The sequence below is a fragment of the Pseudarthrobacter sp. NS4 genome, assembly GCF_024758005.1.
GTDB lineage: Bacteria > Actinomycetota > Actinomycetes > Actinomycetales > Micrococcaceae > Arthrobacter.
This window is the reverse complement of record NZ_CP103288.1, coordinates 2,159,408-2,185,279: the sequence shown is the minus strand read 5'-3', so window position 1 is coordinate 2,185,279 and position 25,872 is coordinate 2,159,408. Positions and strand designations below refer to the sequence as shown.

Annotated in this window: 25 protein-coding genes and 2 pseudogenes; 14 read left to right on the top strand and 13 right to left on the bottom strand. The window is 64.2% G+C overall.

What is annotated here, in order from left to right:
* Nucleotides 1-26 precede the first annotated feature (26 nt).
* From NXY83_RS10255 to NXY83_RS10235, 5 genes are all read left to right on the top strand, one after another.
* Nucleotides 27-1,175, top strand: a complete 1,149-nt coding sequence (locus tag NXY83_RS10255; protein ID WP_258806006.1) for a sensor histidine kinase — start codon at nucleotides 27-29, stop codon at nucleotides 1,173-1,175.
* A complete protein-coding gene (locus NXY83_RS10250) occupies nucleotides 1,172-1,819 on the top strand; it encodes a response regulator (RefSeq protein ID WP_258806005.1) in 648 nt (215 codons plus the stop codon). The genes NXY83_RS10255 and NXY83_RS10250 overlap by 4 nt, the downstream gene beginning before the upstream one ends.
* 378 nt (nucleotides 1,820-2,197) lie before the next feature.
* Nucleotides 2,198-2,452, top strand: a complete 255-nt coding sequence (locus NXY83_RS10245; protein WP_258806004.1) for a hypothetical protein — start codon at nucleotides 2,198-2,200, stop codon at nucleotides 2,450-2,452.
* Between the two features lie 28 nt (nucleotides 2,453-2,480).
* A complete protein-coding gene (locus NXY83_RS10240; protein WP_258806003.1) occupies nucleotides 2,481-2,666 on the top strand; it encodes a helix-turn-helix domain-containing protein in 186 nt (61 codons plus the stop codon).
* 100 nt (nucleotides 2,667-2,766) lie between these two features.
* Nucleotides 2,767-3,663, top strand: coding sequence for a Rid family hydrolase (locus NXY83_RS10235; RefSeq protein WP_258806002.1), 897 nt, complete (start codon nucleotides 2,767-2,769; stop codon nucleotides 3,661-3,663).
* A gap of 249 nt (nucleotides 3,664-3,912) precedes the next feature.
* On the opposite strand, the gene NXY83_RS10230 is transcribed toward NXY83_RS10235, so the two are convergent.
* From NXY83_RS10230 to NXY83_RS10205, 6 genes are all read right to left on the bottom strand, one after another.
* Nucleotides 3,913-4,290, bottom strand: coding sequence for a hypothetical protein (locus NXY83_RS10230; RefSeq protein ID WP_258805998.1), 378 nt, complete (start codon nucleotides 4,288-4,290; stop codon nucleotides 3,913-3,915).
* Nucleotides 4,291-4,414: 124 nt separating this feature from the next.
* Nucleotides 4,415-4,906 (bottom strand): HAD domain-containing protein, encoded by a 492-nt coding sequence (locus tag NXY83_RS10225; protein WP_258805997.1) that lies wholly within the window; start codon nucleotides 4,904-4,906, stop codon nucleotides 4,415-4,417.
* A gap of 13 nt (nucleotides 4,907-4,919) precedes the next feature.
* The gene (locus tag NXY83_RS10220) at nucleotides 4,920-5,399 is read right to left on the bottom strand and encodes a hypothetical protein (protein ID WP_258805996.1); all 480 of its coding nucleotides are present in this window, start codon (nucleotides 5,397-5,399) and stop codon (nucleotides 4,920-4,922) included.
* 28 nt (nucleotides 5,400-5,427) lie between these two features.
* Nucleotides 5,428-5,658 carry a helix-turn-helix domain-containing protein gene (locus tag NXY83_RS10215; RefSeq protein ID WP_258805995.1) on the bottom strand — a complete coding sequence of 77 codons (231 nt, stop codon included), beginning with the start codon at nucleotides 5,656-5,658 and terminating at the stop codon, nucleotides 5,428-5,430.
* Entirely contained in the window at nucleotides 5,658-6,248 is a 591-nt protein-coding gene (locus tag NXY83_RS10210; RefSeq protein WP_258805994.1) for a hypothetical protein, read from the bottom strand. The genes NXY83_RS10215 and NXY83_RS10210 overlap by 1 nt, the downstream gene beginning before the upstream one ends.
* 271 nt (nucleotides 6,249-6,519) lie before the next feature.
* Nucleotides 6,520-7,023 (bottom strand): DUF805 domain-containing protein, encoded by a 504-nt coding sequence (locus NXY83_RS10205; protein WP_258805993.1) that lies wholly within the window; start codon nucleotides 7,021-7,023, stop codon nucleotides 6,520-6,522.
* Nucleotides 7,024-7,207: 184 nt separating this feature from the next.
* On the opposite strand from NXY83_RS10205, the gene NXY83_RS10200 reads away from it, so the two are divergent.
* The gene (locus NXY83_RS10200; protein WP_258805992.1) at nucleotides 7,208-7,891 is read left to right on the top strand and encodes an SGNH/GDSL hydrolase family protein; all 684 of its coding nucleotides are present in this window, start codon (nucleotides 7,208-7,210) and stop codon (nucleotides 7,889-7,891) included.
* Nucleotides 7,892-7,941: 50 nt separating this feature from the next.
* Here NXY83_RS10200 and NXY83_RS10195 read toward each other — a convergent pair whose 3' ends face one another.
* From NXY83_RS10195 to NXY83_RS10185, 3 genes and pseudogenes are all read right to left on the bottom strand, one after another.
* Nucleotides 7,942-8,949, bottom strand: coding sequence for a metallophosphoesterase (locus NXY83_RS10195; RefSeq protein ID WP_258805991.1), 1,008 nt, complete (start codon nucleotides 8,947-8,949; stop codon nucleotides 7,942-7,944).
* A 504-nt stretch (nucleotides 8,950-9,453) separates the two neighbouring features.
* A complete protein-coding gene (locus NXY83_RS10190; protein WP_258805990.1) occupies nucleotides 9,454-10,425 on the bottom strand; it encodes a glycosyltransferase family 9 protein in 972 nt (323 codons plus the stop codon).
* A pseudogene (locus tag NXY83_RS10185) lies at nucleotides 10,422-11,571 on the bottom strand (glycosyltransferase family 9 protein). The gene NXY83_RS10190 and the pseudogene NXY83_RS10185 overlap by 4 nt, the downstream one beginning before the upstream one ends.
* A gap of 207 nt (nucleotides 11,572-11,778) precedes the next feature.
* Here NXY83_RS10185 and NXY83_RS10180 point away from each other — a divergent pair.
* From NXY83_RS10180 to NXY83_RS10160, 5 genes and pseudogenes are all read left to right on the top strand, one after another.
* Entirely contained in the window at nucleotides 11,779-12,081 is a 303-nt protein-coding gene (locus NXY83_RS10180) for a DUF4193 domain-containing protein (protein WP_066275770.1), read from the top strand.
* A gap of 158 nt (nucleotides 12,082-12,239) precedes the next feature.
* The gene (locus tag NXY83_RS10175) at nucleotides 12,240-12,980 is read left to right on the top strand and encodes a M50 family metallopeptidase (RefSeq protein WP_258805988.1); all 741 of its coding nucleotides are present in this window, start codon (nucleotides 12,240-12,242) and stop codon (nucleotides 12,978-12,980) included.
* A 9-nt stretch (nucleotides 12,981-12,989) separates the two neighbouring features.
* Nucleotides 12,990-14,081: a glutathione S-transferase family protein gene (locus NXY83_RS10170; RefSeq protein ID WP_258805983.1), complete on the top strand. Its 1,092-nt coding sequence runs from the start codon at nucleotides 12,990-12,992 to the stop codon at nucleotides 14,079-14,081.
* Nucleotides 14,082-14,111: 30 nt separating this feature from the next.
* Nucleotides 14,112-15,222: pseudogene (locus tag NXY83_RS21070) on the top strand (serine hydrolase domain-containing protein).
* A 78-nt stretch (nucleotides 15,223-15,300) separates the two neighbouring features.
* A complete protein-coding gene (locus NXY83_RS10160; RefSeq protein ID WP_258805982.1) occupies nucleotides 15,301-16,419 on the top strand; it encodes an FUSC family protein in 1,119 nt (372 codons plus the stop codon).
* On the opposite strand, the gene NXY83_RS10155 is transcribed toward NXY83_RS10160, so the two are convergent.
* Genes NXY83_RS10155 through NXY83_RS10145 form a run of 3 tightly spaced genes read right to left on the bottom strand, consistent with a single transcriptional unit; the run spans nucleotide 16,416 to nucleotide 20,036 of the window.
* Nucleotides 16,416-17,327: a MaoC/PaaZ C-terminal domain-containing protein gene (locus NXY83_RS10155; protein WP_258805981.1), complete on the bottom strand. Its 912-nt coding sequence runs from the start codon at nucleotides 17,325-17,327 to the stop codon at nucleotides 16,416-16,418. The two genes, NXY83_RS10160 and NXY83_RS10155, sit on opposite strands and share 4 nt — an antisense overlap.
* A complete protein-coding gene (locus NXY83_RS10150; RefSeq protein ID WP_258805980.1) occupies nucleotides 17,324-18,664 on the bottom strand; it encodes a 3-oxoacyl-ACP reductase in 1,341 nt (446 codons plus the stop codon). The genes NXY83_RS10155 and NXY83_RS10150 overlap by 4 nt, the downstream gene beginning before the upstream one ends.
* A gap of 10 nt (nucleotides 18,665-18,674) precedes the next feature.
* On the bottom strand, nucleotides 18,675-20,036 hold the full coding sequence (locus tag NXY83_RS10145) for an acetyl-CoA C-acetyltransferase (RefSeq protein ID WP_258805979.1): 1,362 nt from the start codon (nucleotides 20,034-20,036) through the stop codon (nucleotides 18,675-18,677).
* 61 nt (nucleotides 20,037-20,097) lie between these two features.
* Here NXY83_RS10145 and NXY83_RS10140 point away from each other — a divergent pair, with 61 nt between their 5' ends.
* Nucleotides 20,098-20,790 (top strand): TetR/AcrR family transcriptional regulator, encoded by a 693-nt coding sequence (locus NXY83_RS10140; protein WP_397427585.1) that lies wholly within the window; start codon nucleotides 20,098-20,100, stop codon nucleotides 20,788-20,790.
* A gap of 112 nt (nucleotides 20,791-20,902) precedes the next feature.
* Nucleotides 20,903-23,011, top strand: coding sequence for an acyl-CoA dehydrogenase (locus tag NXY83_RS10135; protein ID WP_258805977.1), 2,109 nt, complete (start codon nucleotides 20,903-20,905; stop codon nucleotides 23,009-23,011).
* Nucleotides 23,012-23,122: 111 nt separating this feature from the next.
* Here NXY83_RS10135 and glgA read toward each other — a convergent pair whose 3' ends face one another.
* Entirely contained in the window at nucleotides 23,123-24,328 is a 1,206-nt protein-coding gene (glgA, locus tag NXY83_RS10130) for a glycogen synthase (protein WP_258805976.1), read from the bottom strand.
* A 102-nt stretch (nucleotides 24,329-24,430) separates the two neighbouring features.
* Between glgA and glgC the strand changes: the two genes are divergently transcribed.
* A complete protein-coding gene (glgC, locus tag NXY83_RS10125) occupies nucleotides 24,431-25,840 on the top strand; it encodes a glucose-1-phosphate adenylyltransferase (RefSeq protein WP_258805975.1) in 1,410 nt (469 codons plus the stop codon).
* The last annotated feature ends 32 nt before the right edge of the window (nucleotides 25,841-25,872 follow it).

Here is a 25,872-nt window from a genome sequence, read left to right as displayed (position 1 = left end):
TGCCGCGCTGGCTCTAAGCTGGACAGATGGTGACGAAGGCGCTGCGCTCGTTGTGGGCTGAGCCTCGACCGGCGAACCCCCCGCGGCGGGTGTGGCGGGACGGGGCGCTCGTCGCGGTGCTCCTGGCGTGGTCGGTGGTGGAGGCGGTGCTCCGCGAGGACCTAACGTCGCGCCCGCTGGTGCTCGCCGCCGTGTTTGTGGTCCTTGCTCCCTTGTGGTGGCGCCGCACCCACCCCCTGGCGGCGGTCGCGATCTCCTTCGGCACACTGACGGCTGTGGACGTCGCGAGGATCCTCGCGGGCGAGGAGGCTGGTCTGCTGACGAGCATCGGGGGCGTGCTCGTCTTGACCTACGCGCTGTTCCGCTGGGGAGCCGGCCGCGAGGCCGCGACCGGCCTGGGGGTCATCCTGGTCTGGCTGGTCATCACCCACGTCGCCGACCCGACCAGCCCGGAAGATACGGTGGGTGCATACGCCTTCTTCCTGTTCGCCGCAGCCCTGGGCGCTGCAATCCGCTACCACGCGTACACGCGCACCCGCGACATCGACGAGGCCAAAGCTCGGGAGCGCGAGCAGCTGGCGCGTGACCTCCACGACACGGTCGCCCACCACGTCTCCGGCATCGCCATCCAGGCCCAGGCCGGACGTGCCGTCGCAACGTCGCACCCCGAGCGTGCCGCTGAGGTCCTTGCTGTCATCGAGGACGCGGCCTCGCGAACGCTGACCGAGTTGCGCACCATGGTCGGTGTCCTGCGCGCCTCCGAGGGGGCGGACTTCGCGCCACGCCCGGGCCTGGCTGACCTCGGGCGGCTCGCCGGTCAAGCCGAGGGAGGGCCACAGGTCGACGTGGAGCTGTCCGGTGAGCTCGACGATCTCAGCCCCGTGGTCGGGGCCGCGCTCTACCGCCTGACCCAGGAGTCGGTCACGAACGCGCGACGGCACGCCCGCTACGCGACGCGGGTAGCCGTGCGTGTCGTGGGTGACGCCGAACGGGTGCAGTTGACGGTCGATGACGATGGTGCCGTCAGCACGGCCGGCGGCAGCCCGTCGGGCTACGGCCTGGTCGGTATGCGGGAACGCGCCAAGCTGCTGGGTGGCACGTTCCACGCTGGCCCGCGCGCGGGCGGTGGCTGGCGGGTCGAGGCGATGCTGCCCCGAGCGGTCGCTCCCCGATGACCATCCGGGTGCTCATCGCCGACGATCAGGACATCGTGCGCACCGGCCTGACGATGCTGCTGAACGCCCAGCCCGACATCGAGGTCGTGGGCGCCGCCACCGATGGGCGACAGGCGGTGGGCCTGGCGCGTCAGCTGCACCCGGACGTGTGCCTGTTCGACATCCGCATGCCGCTGATGGACGGTATCGAAGCCACCCGCCAGCTCGCCGGACCCGAGGTCACCGACCCCCTGCCGATCGTCGTGATCACCACTTTTGACCTCGACGAGTATGTCCATGGGGCGTTGAAGGCCGGCGCCCGGGGCTTCCTGCTCAAGGACGCCGGACCTGCGCTGCTGACCCAGGCGATCCACGCTGCAGCCGATGGTGATGCTCTGATCGCTGCCAGCGTCACCGTCCGCCTACTTGCGGCGTTTGCCAGATCCCAGAAGGGACCATCCGCGCAGCCGATAGAACCGCTCACCTCCCGTGAGGAGCAAGTGCTCCTCACCGTGGCGCAGGGCCGAACCAATAGTGAGATCGCCGCCGATCTCCACATCAGTCCCAGCACCGTCAAGACCCATCTGGCCAGCCTGATGCGCAAGCTCGGCGCGCGTAATCGGGTCGAGGTCGCCATGTGGGCTCATGAGACCGGCCGCACCTGAGGTTGGATCGGGGTGTCGTAGATGCCAGCGTCTCCGGGATCATGTTCACCGGCACCACCAGTGTGATTGAAGCCTCATGAGGCATCGGAGAACGGATCGTCGCGGGGCACATCACTGCGGAGATGAAGCGGCGCAAGCTCATACCCGAGCCGCCGACGTCTTAGTCGTTTTCGGGTGGCTGCACCCCAAGTCGCACGGATCCGTAAAAGTAGATGGTTACGATTCTGCTGAGGTGAGAGTTAGCTCTTGTGGCTGGTGTGGTTCACGACTTAGTCTTCATCCACGGTGCTTCTCCGGTACGGAGACCATTCCCCGCAGCTTGCCGGTCCGCACCACCACCAGTGCATCAGCGACGATGCTACTGCGAAGGAGGATCCTATGTGGGCAACCCCAGCCAGTACCTCAATGTTGCGGACTCGACCCGGCCGGTTGTCCGAGTTTGTCCATGACGCCCTGGCCAGGGTGCATACGGTGGCAGTTCCCTTCAGAATCGGTGAACCAGTCGTCGGTGATGATCCCTTCAACGGCCGCAGGGAAGGTTTGGTGGCCGTCAAGAACGGCGTGTTTGTGGGGCTGGAAACAGCAGGACAGATCTTCTTCTACGACCACCGCCAGGTGAGGCGGCAGGACTAGCCGGTCCCAGTGCAGGAGCCAGATTGTCATGTCCAACCCAACCCTGCCCAGCCACTACCTGACCATCGCTGAAGTGGCCCAGGTACTGCGGGTATCAAAGATGACCGTCTATCGACTGGTCCACGCCCACACCCTGACCGCCATGCGGTTCGGCAAGTCCTACCGCATCCCAAAAGACGCCGTGGAGGAGTACGTCAGGAAGGCCGGCGCCTAGGCCTGGGCGGACCGTCCGACATCCTCGACCCACTGCGCATCGCAGTAAGGGCCGCTAGTCCTGCCGTGCAGCCTTTCCGCGCGGACGTTACGGTACATGCATGACCACGGAAAAAGCGAAAGCACCCGTCCGCCAGCTCCGCCTCGTTGTCGAAGCCGACGACTACGACAAGGCACTGACCTTCTACCGCGATGTCCTGGGGCTGCCGGAGCAGGAAGCCTATGAGGGAGAAGGCGATGCCCGCGTCACCATCCTTGATGCCGGCCGGGCCACTCTCGAACTGTCCAACCCTGCACAGGTAAAACTCATCGACCGGGTGGAAGCGGAGGGTCAGCCCAGCGCCAGGCTCCGGGTCGCTTTCGAAGTGGAGGACACGGAGGCCGTGACGACCAAGCTTGTCGAGGCAGGGGCCGAACTGATCGCCACACCGCGGGAAACCCCTTGGCGGTCACTGAACTCACGGCTCGCTGCGCCGGCCGGGCTTCAGGTGACCCTGTTCCAGGAACTCGAACCCGTTGAGGAGCGGGCAAAGACGCCCTGCCCCAAAATGCCTGAACCCGACAAGGGGATGCCCAGCCACCACTTCAGTCCCAACCTGCACCAGTCCCCCGCCCCTTTTTCCCATCTTGTCCGGCACGGCGACACCGGCTACACGGCCGGGATCATCGGGCAAAGCCCCGTCGACGGCAGTCTCGTCTCCCCCGAGGTAAAAGACCAGTGCGAGGCCATGCTGACCAATCTGGAGACCCTGCTCGAAGAAGTGGGAATTTCCCTGGCGAATGTCCTCAGCACCACCATCTATCTGACCGACTACGACGACTTCCAAGCCATTAACGCCGTCTATTCCCGGCGATTCCCGGAGCCTTTTCCTGCGCGCACAACCCTCCAGGTGGCCGGGCTGCCCCTTGGCGCCCGGGTTCAGGTCGACGCCGTCGTGACACTTTCTAAACTTCAGTACGGGGATCGCCCTGGACATGGAGGGCTTATTCAGCAGTAGACGCTGACCTGGGGTGCTTACTGGTCCAGACGTTGGTGGACCCGGCACTCTGTGCTGCGACTCGATGGAGTAGGTCCACCAACCGCCTGCCGCAGCCCCGCCTTGAAAGGTGCCGCCGCCTTTATTTCTTGAAACAGCAGGGCTCACGGCGATATTGACGAATTGCTGCCTCAACGACGCGAAACGAGTTGAGGGCCGTACGGGTCTGGTGATGCCCACCCGTACGGCCATCAACTGACGCTGGTTGGTTCAGATGGAGTTCGTGTTGGGACTGTGGTGAAAGCGGCCAAACCGCTGCAGGAACAGGTACATAACGACGAAGGTTACGAGCCCCAGGACGGGCCCTGCCCACAGGGCTATCGGGCTGCCATGGATGAGCACCGCTGCGCCGCCGAAGACGGCACCGAGGATTCCCACCCCTGGGTTGGCAGTAGCAAGCTTCCCTTGAATGTAGCGACTGATCTGTCTGTAGTTGATGCTCTGCAGAACCACGAACAGAACGAAGGCTACGACCATCGCCACGGACCACGGCGGGTCCGTCATGGCCACAACACTAACCGTCGCTCCGAACAGGGCCGACAATGCCAACCAGTAGTTGCGCTCGGTTGATTTAGAAGCAGTCGTCATTAGCAACCTTGTTGAAATCGATCTTGGGGCCGGCAATCATCATGAAGCCGGAGCAGGCAACAGCGGCACCTGGCGGTCGTCAATATCCAAGAATCTCTCGACCAAGACGTAGATGAATAAACCACTATGGAAACCCCCAAGAGCCGTCGTTGATGAACACTTGGACCGCCACAACATGCTCCTCTGTCAGCCCCTTCTCGGGCGACGGCTTCTCCAGGAGGACGGGCTTGCTGTAACCGTGGGCCCACTCGTGCACGTCCGGTCCGAGGACGTCGTCGATCCACACGACCGCGTCCCAGTCCGCCTTCCCGTCGGCTTCCATCCTTTCCAGCCACCTCGCTACTGACCGGAGCTTCGGGGTTGGCTCATCAACGTCACTGTCCTTCATCGTCAGGGTTACGCGCAGCGGTTCCTCATCGAGACGCAACTGGTCCTCCAGGCTAGACAAAACGTCGGCAGGTGAAGTCGACACCCAAGCGATCCGGCCCTTGGAAGCGAGCCGCCGCACCAGGGCAACCTTCCCGTCCGAGAGCTGCGGGTCAGGAGTCTCACCGTCCCCGCGGCGGACTTTCGGGTTGAGCACGCCGTCGATGTCGAGAAGGATGATCGGCTTCATGGAGGGCACCACCCTATCCCGACATGTGGAGGAGGCGGCGAAGGACAGTACCGCAGTGAGGATCCCGAATACTCCGAGGAAGTATCCGGCAGATGGTTCCGGCCACCGCAAGGACGGCGCATACCACGGACACGATGGCCATGCCGTTGTAGCCGGCCACCGCTGGTGACGCCGCTGCTGGCATTCCCATGAGTCCCCCATCCGTCGTTTCGGTGAGTCTACTCCCCGGCGCGCACGCGCGGGGAGGCCCAGCGATAGCCGCAACCCAGACGTCCCGCCCGCTCCGCTTGCCGGCCATCCGGACGCGCAGCGTTCGGCGGGCGGTAGCCCTGCCTGCCGGCCCCTCGAGGACCACGGCGGCCGAGTTGCTCCAGCCGATCGTCGGACACACGCCCAGTTCGTCCGGATATCCTTTGGGACTTAGCTGATCCATACCGCAGCCTGACGTTCCGATGGCCAGGATGATCAACGAGATGCCGTACAGCGTCTTCACGGGCGCACTGGGGATGGTTACCTTTGGGTCACGACTTGAAGCGGGTAGTTACGAGCAGGTCCCCAACCTGGCACTCCAGCACGTCACAGATTGCCGTCAGGGTGGAGAACCTGATGGCCTTGGCCCGGTTGTTCTTGAGCACCGACAGGTTCACCAGGCTTACTCCGACCTGCCTGCTGAGATCAGTCAGGGTCATGCCCCGCGCTTCAAGGAGTTCATCGAGACGGCAGTGGATGTCGGAGGAATCATCTGCGGGCATCAGACCAGCCCTTCTGCGTCTTTCTGGAGACGGCGCCCGTACTCGAAGACGCAGGCGACAAGGACGAGGACCAACCCGGCCATAAGCGGTGTCAAATCGAATTCACCTACGAAGATAACGCCTTCCTCCGCGCTCCGCTTGTTGACCCCTATAGCTTCAGCAAGGCGCCCTCGGGCGATCTGGTCGACTACCTGCCCGCCAGTAGCTGCCACCGCCAGGACGGCTCCGCAGGCGCCGACAATCCAGACTGAACCCGCGGTGAACAGGGTCGAGCTCCTAAGCCTGTATCCAAGCATGAACACCAGTACCAGGATGCCCAGAATTCCGATCTGATTTAGGGCCGCAGCCCAGGACAGCAAGACTGCGTCCCCGGACGGGAGATTTGTGACAGTAGCTTGGAGAGCCGTGTAATGGCCGGTGGCTTGCAGTCCGAGTTCGCTGACTGTCAGGTGGTCGGTGGCAATGGGAAGCTCCAGAGTTACCGGACCGGTGAAATACCCGGCAATTCCGGCCACCGTCGCCGCCGTGGTTGCGGCTGAAGCGGCTACCGAAGCAATCATGAGGAAGAGCGCATCCGCACGGGAAACCACTTTTTTCCTCCGTTGTATGGGCGGTCAGTGTTGTATGTCGGCCTCATCATTCCCCCAGATATTTATCGGTAATCGTTAATAACGAGAATCGATAACCTACCCTTATCCAGGTTCACTGGTCAACACGTTTTCCTGCCAGATTCTTTGCCCTGCCTCTGAGGGACCCGGAGCCGTTCCTGACGCACCCGGGCAAGCGGGAAGGGCCCGTCCGTGTGAACGGGCCCTTCTGCATTGGTGGTCCAGCCGGATCCTCCTGGTCAACTATTCCTGGCTACGCGCCGGCCGGTTGGTCGAATCGCTGGCCGGCAGGGTTGGACGGCAGGATCATGAACACAAGCAGTGCGACAGCGCCCAGAAACGGAACCAGGATAAGCAGCAGCAGCCAGCCGCTGAAGTTTCCGTCATGCAGTCGTCGAACCGAAAGTGCCAGTGAGGGAACGATCGTCGCCAAAGCCCAGACGGCGAGCAGAATGTAGCCGAAGGTGGCGCCCGGGCCGGGAGTCGTCGCGCCAGTAACGCTCGACGTCGTTGATCCGGCGCCAATGATGATGTTAAGGACGATGCTCACCGCGGCGGCGATGAGTGTCCACCACCAGTATTCGCTGCGGCTGGCCCGCCCCGAGAATGTAGCGTACTTCTTGAAGAACCGCTTGACGGCTATTGGAAAGGGCGCCCCGTAGTACGGAGCCCAGAGCGGCGGTTCCCCGCCCTGCCAGCCCTGCTGCGGATTCTCCTGGTGCGTTGGGTATTGCGGATAGCTCAAAGGTTCCCCCATGGGTTAAGAGTGATGAGACGCGTTCATCGTAAGGCCCGAAGGAGGCAAAAATTCCTTTCGTTGGACAAATTACGCGTAATTTACAGGAAACCAGAAGGGGTCAAGGAATCCCGGCGGCGCCGTCCCTTGATGGCCGCGTCCCGGCAGGTAGCAAATATCTAAGCGAGGGTGCAACATGTGCCTCATGGAGTTTGCATCGAACGGGCGCCAGGAAACGGGCCACGTGGTCCTGTTGGGCGATTCCATCTTCGATAACGCCGCCTACGTTGACGGCGGCCCGGACGTCATTAGCCAGTTGCGGGAAGAACTGCCGGGGTGGAAATGCTCGCTCCTTGCACTGGACGGAGACGTGATCAGCGGCGTCGCCCGCCAACTGGGCGGACTCCCCTTGGACGCTACCCACCTGGTGGTGAGCGTGGGCGGAAACGATGCCCTCGGCTACGCGCCTTTGCTGCAGGAGCATCCTGCTTCGGTGGCGGAGGCATTGCTTCTGCTTGGCGCGGCGAGGGACAGGTTCGACGCCGACTACCGGGCGATGCTTCCTGCCGTCCTGGCTCGTGGCCTGCCCGCGGCCGTATGCACCATTTATGACACTCCCCCATCCGAGCCGAACCAGCAGGTCATCAAGGCTGCGTTGTCCCTCTTCAACGATGTCATTACGCGTGCTGCCTTTTCCGCAGGAGCACCGCTGATCGACCTGCGGCTTATCTGCAACGAAGATGAGGACTACGCTAACCCGATCGAACCTTCATCGCGGGGCGGAAGGAAGATTGCGCGGGCCATCGCCACCCTCGTCCGGACCGGGCGTCCTGGCCCTCATTCGGTTGTTGTCGCCGGAGTGCAACAGGAAGAGGAACCCGAAATTTGACGGCTGGGCTGTTGCACCCGCTTTCGGCGGCTCGATAACGGAAGTCGGGATCACTTGTGAATGCTGAAGGAGTCGGAGAAGGTGTAGCCGGCAGCGGGGACAAGTTTCACATCCATGCGGGTGCTGGTTGCCTTCACTTCCAATGTCCCCAGGGTCAAGTTGTGGTTGCCTGCAGACCACGAGGCAAAATAGGGTGCCTCGGGGTCGTCGCGGTTGATCTCGCGGGGTTCCCGCCCGCCAATGCCCGACGTGACGAAAACAGTTCCCTTGCCCTGGGTCATGGAGTCTCCGGTGTCGACCACACACTTTTTCTTGACCTCTTTGGCAGTGACGGAGGCGCAATCATCACTTAACCCGAGCTGGTGAGTCCGTTGGTACAGGTGCTCGTGGCCATTTAGAACGAGATCCACCTTCTTGCTGATCAGCATATTGGTAAGTGACTGCCCTGCGTCGCAGTCGTAACGGCCCATGCTGTAACAAGGCGTGTGCATGCCGACTACGGTCCACGGGATGTTGCTGGACCGCGCGCCGTCGATCGCGGATTCCGTCCACCGCCACCGTTCGCTGCCCTTGGAATAATCCAGCTTGCCGTCGGGAAATCGAATCCCCGGTGATATAAGGATGATTCGCACCAGAGGGTCTTCCTGGGGAACGTCCACAAACCATTGCTTGGCGTATTCGCCCTGCAACCCAGGCAGCCTGTTGGGCAGGCACTGGGCCAACTTGTTGATATCCCCGTCCAAGCCGTCACTCTCATGGTTTCCCGCAATCAACTGATAGGGAAAATCCGAGCCCAGCTTTCCGGTAACCATGTCGCAGAACTCCTGATCGGCGTCAGGTTCGTAGGGAAAGTCGCCCAGCGCGATGTTGAAGTCCGGCTCCAGATCGGCAATCGTGTCCAGCACAGTCAGAGCGCCCTCGCCCAGCCCTATATCTCCGGCAGCGGTGAAGTGCACGGACTTTTCATCCCCGGACCCGCAGGCGGACAGAAAAACCAAACTGATAGTGGCCAACCCGGCCACCAGCAGATGCCCGAGCGATCGCGTCCTGCGAAACATGCATTACCCACCCTCAGTAGATGTATCAGCATTGCCGTTTCTAGGGATCCTACCGGTCGCGCCCGGAAGGACAAGTGATCCCTTCCAGTCGCGCCGGGAAGGGCACCCGGCCGAAATGCTGCCAATACTTGCCTCTACACGGGAAGGCTTTTTCCCGACAGCCGGCTGCATTCCGCAGCATCCGTCATCATGACGGCGGGATGCTGCAGCACCGGCAGACTCCCGATCAGTGCGGACGCAGCCTCCGGGACCGTGGATGCCGGCCGCGCCCCTCAACATGGGACCCCGGAGCAACAGGCTGATATTCAACCTTTGGTTTGCGTTTGCCTGTCCGGCTCGCACGCCGTTCCTGCCTGCGGGCTTTCCTTTCCGCACGGTCAATGGCAGACAAAATCGCGAGCGTCACCGCAATCCACAGCAGCGTCGTCAACAACACCAAGGCGATTGCCATCTCCGTGCCCATGCCTCCATTTTAGGCTTCAGGCGCCTTGATGCACCCTTTGGCTAAAACAAATCCAACTCCCGGACAGCAGCCAGGACATCCTGCACAGTGACTGCCAACAGCGCCGGATCCGGCTTGTCTGAGAACGTGTCACCCCGCCGCAGCCCAGCCTGGGTCAGGACAACATGCGGCCCCGGCGGCGGTCCCCAGATCTCGGGTGGAGCAGGCCCAAACAGCACAACCGACGGTGTACCGTACGCAGATGCCAGGTGCGCGGCTCCGGTGTCGGCCGAGACCACCAGCCGGGCGGCGGCAATGGTGGCTGCGAACTCCCCCAGCGAAAGGTGCCCGGCGTGCACGGCCTCCGGCGGCAGCCCGGCACGGCCGCAAACGTCTTCAGCCCGGTCCTTTTCGGAACTGCCTCCCGTGAAGACGATGTTGTGTCCGGCTCCGGCCAGGGCCGCTGCGACGGCCGCGAACCGTTCGGCAGGCCAAAGCCGGCTGCCGTATGCCGCCCCCACATGGAGGACAGTGGCACCGGGAACGGGACTGGGGAGGTGCGGCTTGTTCAGCCGGACATCAAGCGGGTCCGCTTCGATGCCGTGCCACTCCAGGAGCCGGACCCACCGTTCCCGTTCATGCAGTTCCGGGCGCCAGGGCGGCCCGTCCCGGTACTGGCTTCGATGCCCTATGGTGTGCCGCGCTTTGAGGGCTTCAATCCGTCCCTGGCTCTCGGGACCGCTGCCGTGCAGGTTAACGGCAACGTCCACCACGCCCGGATCCATGGCCAGCGGTTCGTCAAGACCGTGCGTGGGCAGCAGCTCATAGCCCCCCACCAGGCCCAGCGCCTCCGAAAGCCAACCCTGGGCTGCATACCTGAGCCGGTGTTCCGGGAACGTCCGGCGAAGCGCCTTCAGCGCGGGCACTGCAACCAGCAGATCACCCAGCTTTAGGGCGCGCAGGACCAGAAGCTCGGGCTTTCCATCGATCAGGCTGTTGTTGCCTGCACTCTCCAAGGCTCCCCCGCCGCTCATGCATCCTGCTTAGCGGCTCCGGTGGCCACAAGACTTCGGACGTCCTCGTACACATCAGGCACCGGGATCCCGGCCACCACCGAGTCGTCGTGCGGACAACGGGGCGCTGTCCAGCCAACCTGCGTGACGTCTATCCCGCAGGTGGGGCAAGCCGTCACCCACGATGCGTGGATGCGGTGGAGGCTTCTGCCCAATGCTCCTGCGTTGATGACGTTTCCTGCCCAAAAGATGCCTACGGTGGGCACCCCGAGCGCCTGTGCCAGATGGCGGGGGCCACTGTCATTTCCCACCACCACGGCCGCGTCCGCCAACAGCGCCACGAGGCCGGGCATGTCCTGTTCGCCTGCCACGGAATGAACAGCACCTGATTCCGCCATGCCGGTAATCCGGTCCGCGAGCTCCTGCTCACTCTTGTCCCCGACGATCGATCACCACCCGGCAGCCGTCAGCGGCGCACGTGGCAGCAAGTTCAGCAAACCGCTCAGCCGGCCAACGACGGCGGGGATCCGTTGCGCCGGGATGGATCACCACGAGGGGCTGCCCGCCGTCGTCGTCCGTCACGGCAGCACCCTGGCGCAGCCCTTCAACAGGCTCGAGCCGCGCTTCCAAGTCAACCGGAAAAGCGCCGGCAAAACCAGCCACTTCCACCGCCCGCAGGGGCTCGTGCTGGTAGTAGAGGTACGGGACGGTCCGTTCCAGGCTGGCGGCGTCAGCCGTCCGGGTACCCACGGTGTGCCGTGCGCCCAGCCGCAGCAGGAAAGGGTTTGAATACCGGCCGCCGCCGTGAACCTGAACGGCGAGGTCGAATCTGCGCGCCCTCATCTCCTCGAAAAATGCGTCCAGTTCCGCGGGGTCTTCGCTTCCCGGCCGGACGCCTTCGGAGAACGGCAGGACGCACACTTCGTCCACCGGACTCTTAACAGCCGCAAGCAATGCCTTATGTATAGGGGTACCCAGGAGCGTGATGGCCGCATCGGGATAAGCGGCCCTAAGCGCGGCCATCGCGGGGATTGCGAAAATCAAGTCACCCAGTCCGCCACCGCGCAGCACAACTATCCTGGATACGGCATCGAACTTTTCCAGCACCGGTCCCACACCTGTGCCAACCTGCCCGGCACCACCGAACTCTGCAGTGAGCTGTTCCACAAACGCCCCTTCAACTCGGGCGGAGACCGCGCCGTTTGCCGCGCCTCCGCTGCTCGTGCGGCCACAATAGCCTGATAAACCTGTGCCCCGCCTCCTTGAACCTTTACCCAGGCGGCGGCAAATATACTCCGCCTATTGGGGAATACCCGCCTGATGCTGTACGTTTCATACGCGACAGGCGAACCAAAGAAAAGAGAAGCACCCAAAGTGGCAACCGATTACGACGAACTGCGTTCCGACGTCAAGGAATCGCAGGACAACTCACTCGAGCAGCTCCAGTCAGCAAATGCTCCCGACGCGCGCAGCGTTGTCCTTGAACTGGATGAGGCTGACGGGCTCGACGGCGCAGGCGTCCCTGGTGGCGAATTCGTCGCCGAGGAACTCGTGGTGCAGGTCATTCCGCAGGCTGAGGACGAATTCACCTGCTACTCCTGCTTCCTGGTCCGTCACCGGTCCCAGATTGCCCGCCAGAAGGATGGCCACAGCTACTGCACCGAGTGCGAGGGCTAGTAAACACAGCCGACCTGGTGCTGCGGAGAAGTCCGCAGCTCCGCCGGATCTAAAGGCACGCTGCAGGCCGGCGTGCCTTTCGGCTTTAAGCATCGCCCACCCCCAGTAGCGTTGACCGCAATGGCTACGAGTGACCACGCGCGTTCCCGGAGGAGCGAATGAACATACCCGGAGATGTCTGGCGGGCACTGGTCGAATCCTTCCACCGCACAGATCTTCCCGTCATCACCTTTCCGGAACTCCTGCTGGCGGTCCTGACAGCAACTGTTCTTTCAATCCCCCGGCGCTCCTGGAAATACTTCGGCCTGCTTGCCACGGCGGTCCACGAGATGGGCCACGCCTTTGCCGCCCTTACAACCGGGCAGCGGTTGTCGGGGATACGTCTGCGCCTTGACCACTCGGGGACCACTACGAGCTACAGCCGGAGCAGGCTTGCTGCCGCATGGTCGTGTTTTTGGGGATATCCGGTGCCTGCTCTCGTCGGTGCCGCATTCGTGGTGTGCGGATTCAACGGGTGGGGGCCGGCAGCCATCGCGGGCAGCGCGGTGGCCTTGTCTGCTTCACTGCTTTTCCTCCGCAACGTGGCAGGCTTCCTCATTACTGCCTCCGCAATTGTCGCCGCGCTCGCCCTGATCCTCCTGGTGCCGGACGCTTTCGTCGGGCATGTGGCGGTCATCCTTGGCCTGGCACTGCTGGTGGGGGCCGTTCGGGACCTGCTCAAACTGACACACGTCCACCTCCGCAGGAGGGACCGGCTTCCAACGTCCGACGCCTATCTGCTGTACCGGGCCACTGCCGTGCCTTCGGCCATCTGGATCACTTTGTTTGCGGGCCTGGTCACCGGGTCCTGGCTGGTAGCGTGGCAGCCGATCTCCCTGATCCTGCTCCGCGGCGCATAGGCTTGTGCCATGAGCCAGGAAACCGACAGCATCCAGCAGGCCGCAGACGGTAAGGCGGCCGAACACAGCACCCGCGGCGCCTATGTAAAGGGCGGTGCGGAATTTACCCGCGACACGAACTACATCGAGGACCGCATCACCAGGGACGGCAGGCCGGGCGATAACGGCGAACCCGGTTGGCCGGTGGAACCGGGACGTTACCGCCTCATCGCAGCGAGGGCATGCCCCTGGGCGAACAGGGCCGTTATCGTTCGCCGGCTGCTGGGCCTGGACGACGCCATTTCCCTAGGCCAGCCCGGCCCCACCCATGACTCACGCTCGTGGACCTTCGACCTTGATCCCGGCGGTGTGGACCCCGTCCTCGGCATTGAACGACTGCAGGAAGCGTATTTCAAGCGCTTCCCCGGCTATCCCCGAGGTATCACCGTCCCGGCGATCGTCGAGGTGTCCAGCGGCGCCGTGGTGACCAACAATTTCCCGCAGATCACCCTCGACTTTTCCACAGAATGGACGGAACTCCACCGGCCCGGCGCGCCACAGCTCTACCCGGAGCACCTTCGCGAAGAGATCGATCAGGTGAATAAGAGGGTTTTCGCGGAGGTCAACAACGGTGTGTACCGCTGCGGCTTCGCCGGTTCACAGGAGGCCTACGATTCCGCTTACGGGCGACTCTGGGCAGCCCTGGACTGGCTGGAAGAGCGGCTGTCCCGCCAGCGCTATCTGGTGGGCGACACCATCACCGAGGCCGACGTCCGACTTTTCACTACCCTGGCCAGGTTCGATGCCGTCTACCACGGCCACTTCAAGTGCAACCGGCAGAAACTGAGTGAGATGCCCGCTTTGTGGGGTTACGCACGGGATCTTTTCCAGACACCGGGTTTTGGCGACACCACCGACTTCGTACAGATCAAGCAGCACTATTACATTGTCCACGAGGACATCAACCCCACCGGCATCGTCCCTGCCGGCCCCGACCTGGGCGGTTGGCTCGAGGACCATGCCCGGGAATCACTCGGCGGCAGGCCGTTCGGGGACGGAACCCCTCCGGGACCGGTCAGGCAAGGCGAAGAGGTGGCAGCCGGACACGGCCCGCAAAGGTAGGGGGAAACGCTTTCTCGGTAAACTGGCAAAGTGCAGACTTCTCAAGGCTACGTAGCGCCCGGATACGAAAACGTGCTGGAACTGTTCGAATCCTTCCTGGCGGAAGATGCGGGCTACAGCGCCCAGCTTGCCGCTTATCACCGCGGAGAGCGGGTGGTAGGCCTCACCGGCGGTCCTGGCATGACCCCGGACACCGTTACGGGTGCGTACTCCTGTTCCAAAGGCGTGGCGGCCATGGTGATCGCCCTGCTGGTCCAGGACGGCCTGCTGGATCTCGACGGGAAGGTGGCGCATTACTGGCCTGAGTTCGCCGAGCATGGCAAGGACCGGCTCCTGGTCCGAGAAGCACTCTCCCACCAGGCCGGACTCGTGGGGCTGGAGGGTGGTTTCGGCCTGGATGAGAGTTCACCACGCCGGCCGCCGCCGCCCGACTCGCGGCCGCCCGCCCCATCTGGCACCCGGGCCGGCAGTTCGGCTACCACGCCCTTACCATCGGCATCATCATGGAAGAACTCTGCCGCCGGACGGCTGGGGAATCACTCCAAAGCGTCTATGAGCGGCGGATCCGAAAGCCGGAGGGCGTCGACTTCTTCCTCGGCCTGCCCGAAGAGCTGGAACCCCGCTATCGGGACGTCCTCTACCAGGACGCCCCGGACCAGCCATGGGGGATCCGCTCAGCCTGGAGGGCCTGAACAGCAATGCACCCGTCAGCGGCATCATGGAGCTTCCCAACATCCCGGCCGTCCGCTCCGCAGGAATGTCAGCAGCCGGAGGCGTGGGGTCCGCTGAGGGACTGGCCCGGCTGTATGCCGCCGCAACTACCGGCGTGGAAGGTGGAAGCCCTTTCCTCACCCCCCAAACGATCGAAATCATGTCACGGGAGCAAGTGTGGGGACTGGACCGTTCCTCCGGGCTGGACAACGCTTTCGCCGTCGTCTTCATGAAGCCGCACCCCTCGCGCAACTTCGGAAGCCATCGCGCCTTCGGCCATGAAGGGGCCAACGCCGCGTTGGGCTTCGCCGATCCCGCCTACGCACTGGGCTTTGGCTACATCCCGCGGCGGCAGGAGGAAGGACGGACCCCCGGAAAGGCCCACCGGCTGGCTGCCGAGGTGCGCCGCTCGGCCGCAGAATCAGCGTAGTTCCCCCTTTCCCCGGGGTCTATGACCTCCTGACCAGCAGTGTTGTCCTGAAAGGATCGGCCACCTAAGGTTGGGCGGATGGGCAATTCTCAAGCACGTCCGGACGTCCGGTGGGCCAGGGGGACCCGGTTTCTCAAACAGACAGTCACAGGACTGTCAGCGGCATTCGCGGCCCGGCGCCTCCAGCTCGCCGCGAAGGCGGCCCTGGCGGCCGGCCTGGCTTTCCTGATCGCACCGCTCATGCCCGGGGTGGCGGCGGACTACCCCTACTACGCCCCTTTGGGCGCCCTGGTGGCGATGTACCACAACGTCGCCGGATCCGTGCGCCAGGGACTGCAGGCGCTTACCGGGCTGGCACTGGGCATTGGGCTCGCCGTTGCGCTGGTCAACATAACGGATCCCACCCCGCTCACCGTGGCGATCTTCATGGGCATCGGGGTCCTGCTGGGCGGGCTTCCACACATCGGCTCAGGCAGTGATTGGATTCCGACGGCGGCCCTGCTGGTTCTGCTGGTAGGTGGCAGCAACGCGGACGATTTCTCGTTCGGGTACCTGGTGCAGATGGGGGCGGGCGTGGCCGTGGGTATCACGGTCAACTTCCTGATATTTCCGCCGCTGCACCTCAACGCAGCCGCAGCCAGCCTGGATGACCTGCGCCGCGCGCTGGGCAGGCAGCTGACAGACATGGGGACGGCGCTCAAGGAGGAGTGGCCCCCGGAGCACGAGGAGTGGTCACTGCGTTCCGACGAACTTGCTTCGGCGGCCCGGTCCGTTCGGCACCTGGTCAACGAGGCGGACGCAAGCCGCCGGGCGAACCCCCGCCGGAAGCTGCACCCACGTGACATCGACCTGGACTACCGCAACCTGCGCGAGCTGGAACGGGTGACCTTCCACATCCAGGACATGACGGATGTACTGTCTGATGTGATCTGGGGCAGCGAGGTTCCTTACGCCGTGCCCATGCAGGACAGCGGTCCCCTGGGCGATGCCATCACGGCCACCGGGGAGCTGCTGCATTCTTACAGCGATACCGACGAACCGGAGCAGCGGGAGCGTTTCGAAGCGGCCCGTGCGGCGGTGGAAGCCTGCATGGCTGCCACCGCCGCCAGGGAAACCGAGCAGGGAACGGTCCCGGTGTCGGAATCGATCCTGCTCAGCCTCCACCGCATCCTGCGGGCTGTCCGGCCGGTTAACTAAAGAGCAGTGACCGAACCGCTGAAATGACGGCGGCCCGACCTGGGGTTCCAGGCAACGAAGTCGGAACGCTTCCACGTGCCCGACAAACCCTGGTCGCTGCTGATTTCCAGGGCGACCCGGCAGGGAAGGAACACCGGTGAGTCGAAGTCGACATCCCAGGCGAAGGAATCACCGCGGACAGATCCCACGTCCGCGAGCGCCCGGGACGCAAGGTACATACCATGGGCAATGGAGCGCCGCATCCCGAGGGCTTTTGCTGACAGCACGCTGAGGTGGATCGGGTTGAAATCGCCGGATACGACTGCATAAGCCCGGCCCGCGTCGACGCCCAGCTGCCACACAGCGGTGGGATCCGGCGCCTTAAACTCGCTTCTCTCCGGAACCGGAGACGGCTTGTCGATTCCGGGCAGGAAGACGCCCTTGGCAAGGTACGTGGAAATTCCCAGCCAGCAAATATCCACCGTTCCCGCCGGCCGGACCTCCGCAACGACGTCCACCTGGGTGCCGGCGCGGTGCCCTCGGAGATTCTCCACCCTGGCAGTGATATCCAGGGCGTCAGTGAAAAGCACCGGGGACCGTTGCTCCACGCTGTTGCGCAGATGGATCATGCCAAGCAGGGGCAGCGGGAAGTCGTCCCGGTTCATCACGCTCATGGCAAGTGGAAAGGCCAGGGCATGGATAAAGCCGGCAGGGAGGACGTCGCTGGCGGTTTCACCCAGCAGGTGCTGGTAGGCGGTCAGGTTGGCGACATCCACGGTGACCCCACGGACCTCGTGGCCTTCCGCCGGAAGAACGGACGGGTCGTGCGGGCCCAGCAGCCTGCGCCGCGCCGCCTGGGCGGCGGCGTTGACGTACAGCTTGGACAGTGACGGCATTTCCCCGAGGATGACCGGCTGTACGGGTGTCATGCCCCCACCATGTTCTGCCCGCAGACCCGCAGCACCTCGCCGTTGATTCCGCCGGCAGCGTCGCTGGCCAGGAAGGCGATGGTCTCCGCGACGTCGGACGGCCTGCCGCCCTGCTGCAGGGAGTTCGCCCGGCGGGCGATCTCCCGGAGGGCAAACGGAATCCGTTCCGTCATCTCGGTTTCGATGAACCCAGGCGCTACGGCATTGATGGTGCCACCGGATGCGGACAGAAGTGGGGCGGTTGCCCGGACCATACCCATCACTCCCCCCTTGGACGCCGCATAGTTGGTTTGCCCCCTGTTGCCGGCGATACCACTGGTGGAGGCAACAGAAACAATACGTGCTGCCGGCCCGAAGTGTTCAGATGCGAGGAGCGCCTCGTTGATCCGGAGCTGTGCGGCGATATTGATGTCGATGACTGAACTCCACCGCGCGTGGTCCATGTTGGCGAGCAGCTTGTCCCGGGTGATCCCCGCGTTGTGGACCATAATGTCCAGTCGCCCGTGCCGCTGTACGGCGTGCTCCATGATTCGTTGGCCTGCGTCTTCCCGGCTGATGTCCAACTGCAGGGCGGTACCCTTCACCTCGTTGGCCACTGCCGCAAGATGGTCGCCGGCAGCCGGCAGGTCAACCAGGACCAGCGTTGCGCCGTCGCGGTGGAGGGTCCTTGCGATCTGCGCACCAATCCCGCGGGCTGCGCCGGTCACTACGGCAACCTTGCCGGCCAACGGGGTTTCGAAATCGTCCGGCAGCACTCCCGCAGTGCTGGAAACGGTCAGGAACTGGCCGTCGACGAAGGCCGAACGGCCCGAAAGGAAGAACCTGACAGCGGCCAGTGCAGAAGGACTGGTGGACTGCACACCCGCGCCGAGGAGGATGCCGTTCCCGGTGGCACCGGCACGGAGTTCCTTGGCCAGCGAGCGCAGGAACCCGTCTACACCCTGCCGGGCAGCGGCGGCGGCTGGAGAACCGGCCTCCGAAGCGGGCCGGGAGACTGCCAGCACCCTGGCACCCGGGCCCAGGTCGCGCAGCGATCCCGCCGCGGCAAGGACCGGCTTTTCGAGGTCTTCCGGCCGTTCCACCTCGTCCAAAACCAGGATGATGGCGCCAAGTTTTTCCCGTGGGACTGCATGCCGACGGACGTCAAGGTCCCACGACAGCAGTTCGGCGGCCAGCTTGTCCGCCGCCGGCGAGTCCCCCTGGACCACAACTGGTCCGGTGATCAACGGTTGACCCTGCTCGTAGCGGCGCAGCACCGCCGGCTGCGGCAAACCCAGCTTCCTGGCCACGTTCCGGCCCAGGCCCTGGTTCACCAACTGAGCATATTTGTCTGTCATCAGTGCCCCCTTACAGTGATTCGAGAATCGCGACGACGCCCTGGCCGCCGGCCGCACAGACCGAGACCAGTCCCCGTGCCGGGCGGCCGCCGGTGCTGCCTTTGGCGTGGAGGAGCTTGGCCAGCGTGGCCACAATCCTGCCGCCGGTGGCGGCGAAAGGATGGCCTGCCGCCAGGGAGGATCCGTTGACGTTGAGGCGTGCGCGGTCGACTTTGCCGAAGGCCCCATCCAGGCCAAGGCGCGTCCGCCCGAATTCCTCGTCCTCCCACGCGGCCAGCGTACTGAGCACAGTGGCGCCGAACGCTTCGTGGATTTCGAAGAAGTCGATGTCCGCCAACGTGAGGTTGTGCCGTGCCAGCAGCCTGGGCACCGCGAAGACAGGCGCCATGAGCAGCCCGTCCTTGCCATGCACAAAGTCCACCGCCGCGGCTTCGGCGTCCACCACGGCCGCCAGCTTGGGCAGGTCGCGGGCATCAGCCCATTCGTCCGAGGCCAGCAGCACCGTCGAGGCGCCGTCCGTCAGGGGTGTGGAGTTGCCGGCCGTCATGGTCGCCTCCGCTCCCAGGCTCTTGCCGAAGACGGGCTTCAGGGCGGCGAGTTTTTCCATGGAAGTGTCGGCGCGCAGGTTGCCGTCCCTCGCCAGCCCCCGGTAGGGCGTCATGAGGTCATCGAAGAACCCGGACTCGTATGCGGCAGCAAGGTTGCGGTGGCTGTTGAGGGCCACTTCGTCCTGCGCCTCACGGGAAACCTTCCACTGGGCAGTCGTCAGGGCCTGGTGTTCCCCCATGGAGAGGCCAGTTCTGGGCTCTGCTGTGCCGGGCGCCAGCGGAGCCAGATCTTTGGGCCGCAGGCGGCTGAGGATCTGAAGCCGCTGCGGAAGGGTCTTGGCGCGGTTGAGGTCAAGGATGACTTCGCGCAGTCCTTCGCTCACCACAACAGGGGCGTCAGAGGCAGAGTCCACGCCGCCGGCAATGGCGGAATCGATCTGGCCCAGCTTGATTTTGTTCGCGAGCCCCACCACCGTCTCCAGTCCCGTGGCGCACGCCTGCTGAAGGTCGTAAGCCGGGGTCTCGGCGGACAGCGCCGAACCAAGTACTGCCTCCCGGGTGAGGTTGAAGTCCCGGGAGTGTTTGAGGACAGCACCGGCTGCCACCTCCCCCATCCGCTCATCCTGCAGGCCAAAGCGTGCAATCAGGCCGTCCAGGGCAGCTGTCAGCATGTCCTGGTTGGAGGACTTGGCGTAGGAACTACCGGCGCGGGCGAAAGGAATCCTGTTCCCTCCTACAACCACCGCCCTGCGCGGAGCAGGGACTGAAGCGGCTGCGGCGCCTGATTCTCCGGGGCCGGCAATGGACTGTCCGTCAATGGACATGGCTGTCTCCTCTGGTCACGTGCGGTTACCGATACCCAGCGTACCTGATACGCTGGGTATCGTGAACACTTCGGGAACCGGACTTGACGTGCCCTCCACCAGCCCAGGGCCTGATGGCCGTTCATCGCGTTGGCAAAGCCACCGGGAGGAGCGGCGGCGGGAGCTGATCAAGCAGGCGCGGCGTGCAGTGCATACGCTCGGAAGTGACGCTTCCATGGAGGAGATTGCCGCAGCAGCAGGGACGTCCAAGTCCGTCTTCTATCGCTATTTTGGTGACAAGTCGGGACTCCAGCAGGCTGTGGGTGAGGTAGTCCTGAGCCAGATGCAGCGGCGCATCCTGGAGGCGGCGCAGAGCGCGCTGACACCGCGTGAAGGGCTGCTCGCCATGGTGTCGGCCTACCTGCAGATGGCCGCCACGAGTCCCAACGTGTACACCTTTGTCACCCGCTCCGCGGCCGGGGATACGGGAGATACTCCCAGCTCAGGTGCAGTGTCCGGCGCACTGGGCCATTTCTTCGATGCCGTAGCGGACATGATCGCCACTCCAATGCGGTCCCATTTGGGTGATGGCAAGGAAGCAGTAATCGGCTATTGGCCCAAAGCTGCAATCGGGTTGGTCCGGAACGCGGGCGAGCAATGGCTCAGCACTCCTGACTCCCCCGCCAAGCCCGGACAGGAAGCCATGGCACTGCAGATCACCGCATGGCTCTGCGTGGGGATAGCCCCCGAACTTTCGCCGGCCGTCCGTATCTGACGGACTGCCGCCCATTCCCCTAAAGAGGGCCGCGTCCAACGTCCAGCCGGACGCAGCCCGTAAGTACCAATGCACCACAGGCCGCCTGTCAGCACCACAGAAGGATATTGACATGACTGAAGTAGTGGACCGTCCCGCCGGCAAAGGGCCGAGCCCCTCGACCACGCCCTCCCCCGTCGCCGGGCCAGACCAGCCCGCCGTCGATGTCGACGTCCTGGGCCGGCAGCTCCTGGGCAAGTGGGCCGCCGTGCGGCTGCAGTCGAGGGACCTGGCCGCCCGCCCCGAACTTCACAAGATTGAGGGCCTGACGCATACCGAACACAGGACAAGGGTGTTCGGCCAGCTGAAGTACCTCGTGGACAACGAGGCAGTCCATCGTGCCTTTCCGTCCGCGCTGGGCGGCTCCGACGACCATGGCGGGAACATCGCCGGCTTCGAAGAGCTTGTGGTGGCCGATCCGTCGCTGCAGATCAAGGCCGGCGTGCAGTGGGGCCTCTTCGGTTCGGCGGTGATGCACCTGGGCACGGCCGGACACCACTCGAAGTGGCTTCCGGGCATCATGAGCCTGGAGATCCCCGGCTGCTTCGCCATGACGGAAACCGGGCATGGGTCCGACGTTGCCAGCATCGCCACCACGGCCACCTACGATCCCTCCGCCGAGGAGTTCGTGATCCACACTCCTTTCCGCGCTGCCTGGAAGGACTACATCGGCAATGCCGCTACCGACGGCCTGGGCGCCGTGGTGTTCGCGCAGCTCATCACGCGGGCCGTCAACCACGGCGTCCATGCCTTCTACGTGGACCTCCGCGACCCCGAAACCAGGGAGTTCCTTCCCGGTATCGGCGGTGAGGATGACGGCGTCAAGGGCGGGCTCAACGGCATCGACAACGGCCGGCTCCACTTCACGCACGTCCGGGTTCCCAGGACCAACCTCCTGAACCGCTACGGTGACGTCGCCGCCGACGGAACATACTCCTCGCCCATCGCCAGCCCGGGACGACGCTTCTTCACGATGCTGGGGACGCTGGTCCAGGGCCGCGTCTCACTGGACGGTGCGGCTGTTGCGGCTTCAAAGGTTGCCTTGAAAGCGGCCATCCAGTACGCCACCGAGCGCCGGCAGTTCAACGCCTCTTCGCACACGGACGAAGAAGTCCTGCTCGACTACCAGCGCCACCAGCGCCGGCTGTTCACCCGCCTGGCCACCACCTATGCCGCCGGTTTCGCCCATGAACAGCTCCTGCAGAAGTTCGATGACGTTTTCTCCGGTGCGCATGACACAGACGAGGACCGCCAGGACCTGGAAACCCTTGCCGCGGCCCTCAAGCCCCTCAGTACGTGGCACGCGCTGGACACCCTGCAGGAATGCCGTGAGGCATGCGGCGGCGCCGGCTTCCTGATCGAGAACCGCTTCGCTTCACTCCGGGCCGACCTTGATGTCTACGTCACTTTCGAAGGTGACAACACCGTCCTGCTGCAACTGGTGGCCAAGCGACTCCTGGCTGACTATGCCAAGGAATTCCGGAAAGTCGATTTCGGCGTGCTGGCCCGGTACGTGGCGGGCCAGGCAACCGGCGTCGCCATCCACCGCACCGGGATGCGCCAGGTGGCGCAGTTCGTGGCGGACAACGGGTCGGTACAGAAAGCCGCCATAGCCCTGCGCAGCGAGGAAGGCCAGCGGGCACTGCTGACCGACAGGGTGCAGACCATGGTGGCCGAGACCGGCGCCGCATTGAAGGGCAGTAGCCGGCTTTCCCAGGAACAGGGGGCGGCCCTGTTCAACCGGCACCAGAACGAGCTCATTGACGCCGCCCAGGCGCACGCCGAGCTGCTGCAGTGGGAGGCGTTCACGGACGCGCTGCGCGATGTCACCGACCCCGGGACCAGGAAGGTCCTGACGTGGCTGCGCGATCTTTTCGGCCTTTCCCTGATCGAAAAAAACCTGTCCTGGTATCTGATGAACGGCCGCCTTTCCATGCAGCGGGGCCGCACGGTGGGTGAATACATCAACCGGCTGCTGGTGAAGATCCGCCCCCACGCCCTGGACCTGGTGGATGCCTTCGGTTACGGCGACGACCACGTCCGGGCCTCCATCGCCACCGGCGCCGAAAAGACACGCCAGGACGAAGCCAGGGCCCACTTCCGGCGCCAGCGGGCCAGTGGCCAGTCCCCGGTGGACGAAAAGGTAGTGATTGCGAGGACAACGGCCGGGCGGAACAACTGACCCGGCCGGGCAGGCGGGCGTTGGACCACGTCCGCTGACTGCAGAAACGACGACGGCGCCGCTCCCCTCACCAGGGAAGCGGCGCCGTCGTCGTCCTCGCCTTAGCGGCGGTCAGCCCTGCGCGGGCAGCACCGAACGGTACACCTCGAGGGTGGTTTCCGTGATGGACTCCCACGAGAAGTGCTTCTCGGCGCGCAGCCGTCCCGCCTGGCCCATGGCGCGGGCACGCTCGGGATCCGACACGACCTCGGTCAGTGCCGCGGCGAATTCGCTGACGAACTTGTCCGGGTCGAGCGGGGTGCCGGTGCCGTCCGTGACCTGTTCCAGGTCCACGAGCAGGCCCGTCCGTCCGTGCTCCACTACCTCGGGAATGCCGCCCGTGGCGCTGGCGACTACCGCGGCGCCGCAGGCCATGGCTTCGAGATTGACGATGCCGAGCGGTTCGTAGATGGAGGGGCAGGCGAAGGCGGTGGCGTGGCTGAGCACCTGGATCAGCTCGTGGCGGGGCAGCATGCGCTCGATCAGCACGACGCCCGTCCGCTGGCTTTGCAGGTCCTCGATCAGGCGGGCGGTATCTGCCGCAAGTTCCGGCGTGTCTGCCGCACCCAGGCACAGGACCAGCTGGACGTCGTCGGGCAGCTTGGCAGCAGCGCGCAGGAGGTAGGGAACGCCCTTTTGGCGGGTGTTCCTGCCCACGAAGACCACGCTCGGCTTGGCGGGGTCGATGCCCAGGGCGCGGACGGCGTCGTCATTTTCGTCACGGTTCCATAGTTCGACGTCGATGCCGTTATGGACCACGCGGACCTTTTCCGGATCGACGTCCGGGTAGCTGCGCAGGATGTCCTGCCGCATGCCCTCCGAAACGGCGATGATGGCAGCCGCGGCTTCGTAGGCGGTTTTCTCCACCCAGGACGAGAGCGCATACCCGCCGCCGAGCTGCTCTGCCTTCCACGGACGCAGCGGCTCCAGGCTGTGGGCGCTGAGGACGTGCGGAATTCCGTGCAGCAGCGAGGCGAGGTGCCCGGCCATGTTGGCGTACCAGGTATGCGAATGGACCAGGTCCGCGCCTTCCACGTCCGGCACGATCCGCAGGTCCACACCCAACGTTTGAACCGCTGCATTGGCCGAGCCGAGATCCTCCGGCACCGAGTAGGACGTCACCGCCGCGCCATGATAGTCGGCGTCGCGGGGAGCCCCAAATGCACGAACCTGCAGGTCAACATGCTTGCTAAGCACCCTGCTCAATTCGGCCACGTGGACACCTGCGCCACCATAGATCTCCGGCGGAAACTCTTTAGTCACAATGTCTATTCGCACAAGACCCAAGGTAGTCCTTCACGCATAACTGTTCTAGTGTGAAGGAGTCCGGACATGCCGGACTGTCTTGGGGAGTTACGAAGGCGTACAGGAGCGACCACTATGCCGTTGAACAAAAGAGTCCTGGCCATTGTCCTCGCCGGCGGCGAGGGAAACAGGCTGATGCCACTGACGGCAGACCGTGCGAAACCAGCGGTCCCCTTCGCGGGGAGTTACCGCCTGATCGACTTCGCCCTGTCCAACCTGGTGAATTCCAGCTACCTGCAGATTGTTGTCCTGACCCAGTACAAGTCGCACAGCCTGGACCGGCATATCTCCGAGACCTGGCGCATGTCCACCCAGCTAGGCAACTACGTGGCCTCGGTTCCGGCGCAGCAGCGCGTGGGCAAGAGCTGGTTCCTCGGCAGCGCGAACGCCATTTACCAGTCTTTGAACCTCATCCATGACGCCAACCCGGACATTGTGGTGGTGGTCGGTGCCGACCACGTCTACCGCATGGACTTTGCCCAGATGGTGGCGCAGCACGTGAACAGCGGCGCCAAGGCAACTGTTGCCGCGGTACGCCAGCCCCTGCACATGGCGGACCAGTTCGGTGTCATCGAAGTGGACCAGAACAATCAACAGAAGATCGCGGCGTTCGTGGAAAAGCCTTCAAGCACCCCGGGCCTGGCAGCAGATCCCTCCCAGTTCCTGGCCTCCATGGGCAACTACGTGTTCGACGCCGACGCCCTGGTGGCAGCACTTCATGTGGATGCGGAGCGGCTGGACACCAAGCACGACATGGGCGGCGACATCATCCCCTACTTCGTCAACCAGGGCGAGGCCGACGTCTACGACTTCACGCTGAACGAAATCCCCGGCTCCACCGAGCGTGACCGCACCTACTGGCGCGACGTCGGAACCATCGACTCGTTCTACGATGCCCACATGGACCTGATCTCCCCGCTGCCGGTCTTCAACCTCTATAACTCCCAATGGCCTATCTACACGCGCCAGAGCATCTCCCCGCCGGCCAAACTCGTACGCGGACAGAACAACACTGTGGGCACGGCCCTGGATTCCATCGTTTCCAGCGGCGTGGTCATCTCCGGCGGCGTCGTGGAAGGCTCCGTCCTCTCCAATGACGTCTTCGTCGCAACCAGCAGCAGGGTCATCGACTCCGTCCTGATGGACAAGGTCCAGGTCGGCGAAGGGGCCGTGATCAACCGTGCCATCATCGACAAGAAGGTGAAGATCCCCGCGGGCGCCGCGATCGGCCTCGACGCGGAGCTTGACCGTGCGCGCGGCTTCAAGGTCACCGACTCCGGTATCACCGTTCTTTCCAAAGGCCAGGAGGTGCCGGAACCGGGCGAGGAGGAGCGGCAGCTGTCCGCCAGGAACCTGCACCTGGTTCCCAACGCCGTCAAGGCTGCCGCCGAGCAGTACCCGGATGTCCGGGAATCCGTGGACAAGGTGGCCCGGACGCATGCTGCCGCTGCCGCCGATGCAGTTCCCGGGATGCGGTTTTCCTAAACTGTCACGGATACGTCCTGGCGCCGGCGGTA

Excerpts from the sequence above, each read along its gene's own strand:
- NXY83_RS10255 (WP_258806006.1), top strand. The coding sequence starts at position 27 with ATGGTGACGAAGGCGCTGCGCTCGTTGTGGGCTGAGCCTCGACCGGCG.
- NXY83_RS10250 (WP_258806005.1), top strand. The coding sequence starts at position 1,172 with ATGACCATCCGGGTGCTCATCGCCGACGATCAGGACATCGTGCGCACC.
- NXY83_RS10245 (WP_258806004.1), top strand. The coding sequence starts at position 2,198 with ATGTGGGCAACCCCAGCCAGTACCTCAATGTTGCGGACTCGACCCGGC.
- NXY83_RS10240 (WP_258806003.1), top strand. The coding sequence starts at position 2,481 with ATGTCCAACCCAACCCTGCCCAGCCACTACCTGACCATCGCTGAAGTG.
- NXY83_RS10235 (WP_258806002.1), top strand. The coding sequence starts at position 2,767 with ATGACCACGGAAAAAGCGAAAGCACCCGTCCGCCAGCTCCGCCTCGTT.
- NXY83_RS10230 (WP_258805998.1), bottom strand. The coding sequence starts at position 4,290 with ATGACGACTGCTTCTAAATCAACCGAGCGCAACTACTGGTTGGCATTG.
- NXY83_RS10225 (WP_258805997.1), bottom strand. The coding sequence starts at position 4,906 with ATGAAGCCGATCATCCTTCTCGACATCGACGGCGTGCTCAACCCGAAA.
- NXY83_RS10215 (WP_258805995.1), bottom strand. The coding sequence starts at position 5,658 with ATGCCCGCAGATGATTCCTCCGACATCCACTGCCGTCTCGATGAACTC.
- NXY83_RS10205 (WP_258805993.1), bottom strand. The coding sequence starts at position 7,023 with ATGGGGGAACCTTTGAGCTATCCGCAATACCCAACGCACCAGGAGAAT.
- NXY83_RS10200 (WP_258805992.1), top strand. The coding sequence starts at position 7,208 with ATGGAGTTTGCATCGAACGGGCGCCAGGAAACGGGCCACGTGGTCCTG.
- NXY83_RS10195 (WP_258805991.1), bottom strand. The coding sequence starts at position 8,949 with ATGTTTCGCAGGACGCGATCGCTCGGGCATCTGCTGGTGGCCGGGTTG.
- NXY83_RS10190 (WP_258805990.1), bottom strand. The coding sequence starts at position 10,425 with ATGAGCGGCGGGGGAGCCTTGGAGAGTGCAGGCAACAACAGCCTGATC.
- NXY83_RS10175 (WP_258805988.1), top strand. The coding sequence starts at position 12,240 with ATGAACATACCCGGAGATGTCTGGCGGGCACTGGTCGAATCCTTCCAC.
- NXY83_RS10170 (WP_258805983.1), top strand. The coding sequence starts at position 12,990 with ATGAGCCAGGAAACCGACAGCATCCAGCAGGCCGCAGACGGTAAGGCG.
- NXY83_RS10160 (WP_258805982.1), top strand. The coding sequence starts at position 15,301 with ATGGGCAATTCTCAAGCACGTCCGGACGTCCGGTGGGCCAGGGGGACC.
- NXY83_RS10155 (WP_258805981.1), bottom strand. The coding sequence starts at position 17,327 with ATGACACCCGTACAGCCGGTCATCCTCGGGGAAATGCCGTCACTGTCC.
- NXY83_RS10150 (WP_258805980.1), bottom strand. The coding sequence starts at position 18,664 with ATGACAGACAAATATGCTCAGTTGGTGAACCAGGGCCTGGGCCGGAAC.
- NXY83_RS10145 (WP_258805979.1), bottom strand. The coding sequence starts at position 20,036 with ATGTCCATTGACGGACAGTCCATTGCCGGCCCCGGAGAATCAGGCGCC.
- NXY83_RS10135 (WP_258805977.1), top strand. The coding sequence starts at position 20,903 with ATGACTGAAGTAGTGGACCGTCCCGCCGGCAAAGGGCCGAGCCCCTCG.
- glgC (WP_258805975.1), top strand. The coding sequence starts at position 24,431 with ATGCCGTTGAACAAAAGAGTCCTGGCCATTGTCCTCGCCGGCGGCGAG.